General features: G+C 42.6%; 4 protein-coding genes. 1 reads left to right on the forward strand and 3 read right to left on the reverse strand.

Annotated features, from left to right (window positions below; genetic code table 11):
* Nucleotides 1–95: 95 nt before the first annotated feature.
* A complete protein-coding gene (locus V7K76_RS27095) occupies nucleotides 96–842 on the reverse strand; it encodes a condensation domain-containing protein (protein WP_335030254.1) in 747 nt (248 codons plus the stop codon).
* 272 nt (nucleotides 843–1,114) lie between these two features.
* Here V7K76_RS27095 and V7K76_RS27100 point away from each other — a divergent pair, with 272 nt between their 5' ends.
* On the forward strand, nucleotides 1,115–2,215 hold the full coding sequence (locus V7K76_RS27100; RefSeq protein ID WP_335030255.1) for an alpha/beta fold hydrolase: 1,101 nt from the start codon (nucleotides 1,115–1,117) through the stop codon (nucleotides 2,213–2,215).
* Between the two features lie 33 nt (nucleotides 2,216–2,248).
* Here V7K76_RS27100 and V7K76_RS27105 read toward each other — a convergent pair whose 3' ends face one another.
* Together V7K76_RS27105 and V7K76_RS27110 are read right to left on the reverse strand one after the other, a co-directional pair.
* Nucleotides 2,249–3,781, reverse strand: a complete 1,533-nt coding sequence (locus V7K76_RS27105; protein WP_334954144.1) for a glycosyltransferase — start codon at nucleotides 3,779–3,781, stop codon at nucleotides 2,249–2,251.
* Between the two features lie 289 nt (nucleotides 3,782–4,070).
* Nucleotides 4,071–5,543, reverse strand: coding sequence for a non-ribosomal peptide synthetase (locus tag V7K76_RS27110; RefSeq protein ID WP_334954143.1), 1,473 nt, complete (start codon nucleotides 5,541–5,543; stop codon nucleotides 4,071–4,073).
* Between the last annotated feature and the right edge of the window lie 56 nt (nucleotides 5,544–5,599).

The raw sequence follows: 5,599 nt of genomic DNA on the forward strand, positions 1-5,599 counted from the left end.
TGGCTTTCTCTATTTTCACTGCTACTCAAAGTCCTAATCACAAATTGCCAAATTTCTTATTATACCACAAAACACTTTTGCAAGAGTTCTACTAATCAGATAATCGCATATTGGATTGTAAGTTTCGCTAGAGGAGAAGGCTGATTGCTGGCAAAGGCTGTGTAGAGTGCTGCTATCTCTTGAATCAGCACCCCAATAGACCAACCATCGGAAACAATGTGGTGCATAGTCAGCAGTAGGATGTATTCTGTCTCATCCAACCACAGCAGTTTTACTTGCAGCAACGAATCGGTTGATAAATTGAAAGGACGTTGAGCTTCTTGGGTAGTGAGTTGTCGTGCTTGTATTTCTCGTTTGGCTTGTGGTAGTTGCCGTAAATCTATTATTGGGAAAGGTATTGTTAGGGTAGGATTAATTACCTGAATTGGTTGCCCTGTCTGTACGACAATAGTGGTGCGTAAAGCTTCATGTCGTTGCACGATTTCGTTAAAAGTTTGCTCTAGCGCGGCTAATTTCAGCGAACCTGTTAAATGTAGTGCTAGTGGAATGTTATAGAAAGGATTATTAGGGATTAATTGGTCAAGAAACCACAGCCGTTGTTGAGCAAAGGAGAGAGGAAGATTTCCTGAGCGCGAAATAGGTACGAGAGGTTTAAAACTGTGGTTATTAGTGCGATTAGATGCTTCTAAAAATTCAATAATTTCTGCTTTACGCTCTTGAATTTCTGCACGCAGTTCTGGTGTAAGAATTCCATCAGGGGCGTTAGCGCGAAATTTTTCACCATCAATAAAAACTTGAATATCTAAACTGCGAAGATAAGATAAAAATTCAACCGTATTCAAAATTAAACCCCTTCGCAATTGTTATTACTTATTAGAAGATAGAAAAAAGAAAGCAATAGGCAGAAGGAATATTGCTTGTTTAATAAGCTTATTAACTTAATAGTTCTTTTTGCCAAGCTGCACTGCTTATTACCTCACCCAGCATTTTTATCACACTTCTAAGACTGTATAAATCATTCCTGGGAATGAAACTTGGATGATTATAACTATGGTATGAAGCTAAAAGACAACGCAGTGAACAAGGTATCGCAAGGTTTAGGCTCATGATATTCATGCCTCATAATTTTCTGTTTGTATGGCTGATTCAACTGCTGTCGATTGCCGTAATTGGCGGGGGGGGCTACATTCTCTATGAGTGGTACGAAGGAGAACTTGTAGGAACATTTTACTTAGTGGTTGGGCTAGTAATGGTTCTGTGGACTTTTGGCGGTCGTTTTATCAGTTTGCCACTGCTGCGCCGTCCTGGAGCCGATGAACCTAAGTTTATGCGTAGCAAAACTGTGCAGCGCTTGCCACGTCCAGATGGGAGCGTGTTGCAAGTAGAGTTTTTTGGCCCTGAGGATGGTCAACCGATTATTTTGTCACACGGTTGGGGACCAAACAGTACTGTATGGTATTATGCCAAACGACAACTGAGTGATCGCTTCCGAGTAATTGTTTGGGATCTACCAGGGTTAGGAAAATCCTCTAAACCGAAAAACAACGATCACTCTATAGAAAAATATGCCCGTGACTTGGAAGCTGTTATTGCCATAGCAGGGGAGAAACCTGTTATCTTGGTAGGACACAGTATGGGTGGGATGATTAACCTAACATTCTGTCGCCTGTTTCCAGAGCAATTAGGGAGTCGGGTGGCTGGCTTAATTCTTGTAGATACTACCTACACCAATCCGGTAAAAACTTGTATCTTTAGCAATCTGGTACGAAAATTACAGAAACCGCTACTCGAACCTGTCTTGTACCTGACTACCGTGCTGTGGCCAATTTTTTGGTTGATGACTTGGCTCTCGTATTTGAATGGTTCGCTGTACATCACCGTCGAACTATCTGGATTTACGGGTACTGAAACACGGGGTCAACTAAGTTTTGCCGGTCTATTATCAGCATTGGGTTCGCCTGGGGTTCTGGCGCGTGGCACACTGGCAATGTTCAACTTTGATGAAACAGAAACACTTGCAACTATTAACGTACCTGTGTTGGTTGTTTGCGGCAATTCAGATATAGCAACTAAACCCGTTGCCAGCGATCGCATGAAAGCAGAGTTGCTTTACTCTGAAAGAGTCACCCTAAAACCAGGTGGACACATGGCATTGATGGAACAAAACCAACAGTTTGCTGAAGCAGTCAGCACTTTTTGTGCTAGCTGCTCGTAGCTGGGATGATTACCTAGAACTTACTTTGCTTCTTCACGGGCTAGATGTACTTAGCACCTTTTGATTAGTTCCAAAGTAAAGTTCGCCCAATTCTTCCAAAAAAACATCGGTCTGCGATTCTGGATTAAGGAAGTAGGGATGGATGGGAAGGAGTTCAGCGCGACCGCGGGTTTCTGATGAAGACAGAATCTGCTCAAGCAAAATCAGGTAGTTTTCAGCAGTAGATTCCCAAGTGTACTTCTTCAGTACTCGTTGTTGACCAGCCTGGGCAAAATACTCCCACTCGTTAGCATCACATAGCAACCGTTCCAAGCCCCGTGCAATATCAGCAGGATCTTCTGGGTCAACGAGTACGCCATATTCCTTATTTCCTGATCGGAAGCTCTCGCTGGGCCCACCGTTCTTAGTTGCTACCACTGGTAAACCTGCAATTGCTGCTTCTAAGGGAGCAAGCCCAAAAGGTTCGTAGACTGCGGTCAGCGCGAACACCGAGCGGCGTTTTACCATAAACCGATAGGCTGCTGCCAGTGACTCTTGAGACTGATCTGACAAGCCAAAGGCACTCACCTTGCCCCACAAGTCATTTTCTTTGATAACTTCCCGAACGGGAGCTAATACCTCTTCAACTATGCCGTCACTAGTTTCCTCTCGTAAAGGATCGTCCAGCCCTCCTGTAAGTACGACCAAGTTAGCTCGTTCCTGAAGTGTTGGACTGATTGCGAAGGCTTGCACTAGCCCTAATATATTTTTTTTAAGCTCTAATCGACTGGATGCTAGGATAACGGGCAAATCTCGACGTGGTTCTGCAATATCCCGTGCCAATCGCTCCTGAATGAACAGGTAAGTAGCCTCCTCGTTTTCGTAACGCGCTTTTGCACCGAAAATCGAGAAATCTGCTCCCGGTGGAATCACTGCAAAGCGGTTGTCGTTGTCTACATCCACTGCACCACTGTAGACTCGATGAGAATACTGTTCAAAACGTTCTTGTCGTGTACTGGTGATATTAACCGCCGAGCGATTCATGCTCAGGCGTTCGGCTAAAATGCGATATCTGAAATTAAATTGCTCGTCTATTGCTGTGAGATTTTCTGGGGTGGCTTCCAATTTGTCCATCTTTTGAGCGCCGAGAGAATGAGCCGTAAAGGTAAAAGGTACGCCTGTCTCCTCTTCAATTAGAACGCCACACAGTCCTCCGTCAGCGTAGTGAGCAGTCATAGCATCGGGTAAACCACCTTGCTGTTGATAAAATTTCAAGATGTTGGGTATCCAGTCAGCGACCAGATGAGGCCATAACAACTCTTTAGAGAGAAATTCTTTTGGCCCAGCTGGTAAGCGGATAATGCGGACATTATCGATCCCTGGATAAGTGTCAATCGCTTCGGCAAACTCTGGCCACTCCGGGTCAATAATTTGACGGGTGATAATATCAACTTTATGACCCATTTGAGCTATGGCTATGGCGACTTGCTTAACGTAGATCAGCTGACCCCCAAAATCTGGGTGTTTCGTGATGTGACTATTGCCTGAATCAAAATTGCCTTGAGGGTTGAGAAATCCAATGTGCATAGCCCACTTCCTAATACAGGTTGATTTCTACTAGAGGTTTTTGCCTGAAGACGGCAGCAGAACACCTTAGTGAGCTTATTAAAAACTCCCAAGACTGAAAAGTGCAGGCAGTGAGACTGTACATAAATGCCATCAAAAAGCAAGCTTTTCCACATGACGGGAAAAGTCAGTTTAGATTAAACCCAGCCAATTCACGCATTTTTCTAATGCTTAAGTTAATCGCTACTGTGACTGGCGCACATATACCGAATGGCATAAATGACAAAGCGATCGCTAACTTAGGGGTTTCTCAAAATTCCACCTCTTCTCGTTGAATTTCCGTAGTTTCAGTCTTATCCATACCTTTTACTGTCCAATAGATTGTGTCAATATATCTAGATAGTTGTTCTACAGTCGGTGCTTCAAACAAATTGCGTACAGGCAAATCTATTTGGAAGGTGTCACGGATACGGGAAGTTAGCTGAGTCGCGAGGAGAGAATGACCGCCCAATTCAAAGAAATTGTCGTGGACGCCTACTTGCTCTTTTCCCAAGACTTTAGCCCAGATTTGGGCAAGTAACTTTTCAACTTGCGATCGCGGTGCCACATAATCTTGATTATGGAAAGAAATTGTATCAGGCATGGGTAAAGCACGGCGATCCACTTTGCCATTAGGTGTTAGAGGTAGATATTCCAGGATCACATAAGCTCTTGGCATCATGTATTCTGGTAACTTTTCTTTCAGGAATTGGCGAAGTAAGGATGCAAAGCTTTGCACCTCTTGCATCGTTATCTGTTCCTGATTTTGAACAACATAAGCTACCAAGTACTTATCATCAGGTACGTCCTCACCAGCAATAACTATAGTTTCTTTCACTGCTGGATGTTGACTCAACACCGCTTCAATTTCTGACAACTCAATACGGAAGCCGCGAATTTTTACTTGATTGTCAATGCGACCTAAAAATTCAATATTGCCATCTGGTAAATAGCGGGCTAAATCGCCCGTTTTATAAAGACGCGTTTTTAATTTATTACTAAAAGTATGAGTACTAAAGTGTTCAGCATTTAATTCAGTGCGATTGAGATATTCTCGCGCCAGCCCCTCCCCACCCATATATAATTCACCAGTAACGCCAATAGGCACAGGCTGAAAATGAGCATCTAATATATAAATCTGCGTGTTTGTAATGGGCATACCAATAGGTAAAGATGTGGCTGATGGTAACTCTTCTACGCAGTAATAAGAGGAAAATGTTGTATTTTCTGTAGGGCCATAAACATGAATTAAGTGCTTTGGCGCACCAGATTGGATAATCTTTTTAATCCATCTATTATCAACGGTTTCTCCACCAAACAGTAAATATTTCAAGGTCGCAAAAGCTTGCGGAACATCTCTAACAATCTGTTGAAATAAAGCGGTGGTCAGAAATAGAATCTTGATACCTTTTTCTCGTAGTTGTAATGCCAATTCATGAGGCGAAATGGTTACATCTTTACTAATCCCTACAAGTTGAGCGCCGTTAAGTAGCGCTCCCCAAATCTCGAATGTCGCTGCATCAAAAGAAACGTTTGAAGCTTGGGCAACTTTATCAGATGGTAACAATTTTATATAGTTCGTATTGCACAATAACCGATTTACAGCTTTGTGAGGTACAGCAACTCCCTTGGGTTTTCCTGTAGAACCAGAGGTATAAATAATATATGCTAAATTATCACTATTTGAATCGCTTTTAAGATTGTCGGCTCTTCCGGTAGTTTTATGGTGATTATTAAAATTCACCAAATTTTAATAACTATAATTTAGTGATGTCAATGACTACAATATAGATTCTATAA

The sequence above is a fragment of the Nostoc sp. genome, from assembly GCF_036917975.1.
GTDB lineage: Bacteria > Cyanobacteriota > Cyanobacteriia > Cyanobacteriales > Nostocaceae > Nostoc.

Excerpts from the sequence above, each read along its gene's own strand:
- V7K76_RS27100 (WP_335030255.1), top strand. The coding sequence starts at position 1,115 with ATGCCTCATAATTTTCTGTTTGTATGGCTGATTCAACTGCTGTCGATT.
- V7K76_RS27105 (WP_334954144.1), bottom strand. The coding sequence starts at position 3,781 with ATGCACATTGGATTTCTCAACCCTCAAGGCAATTTTGATTCAGGCAAT.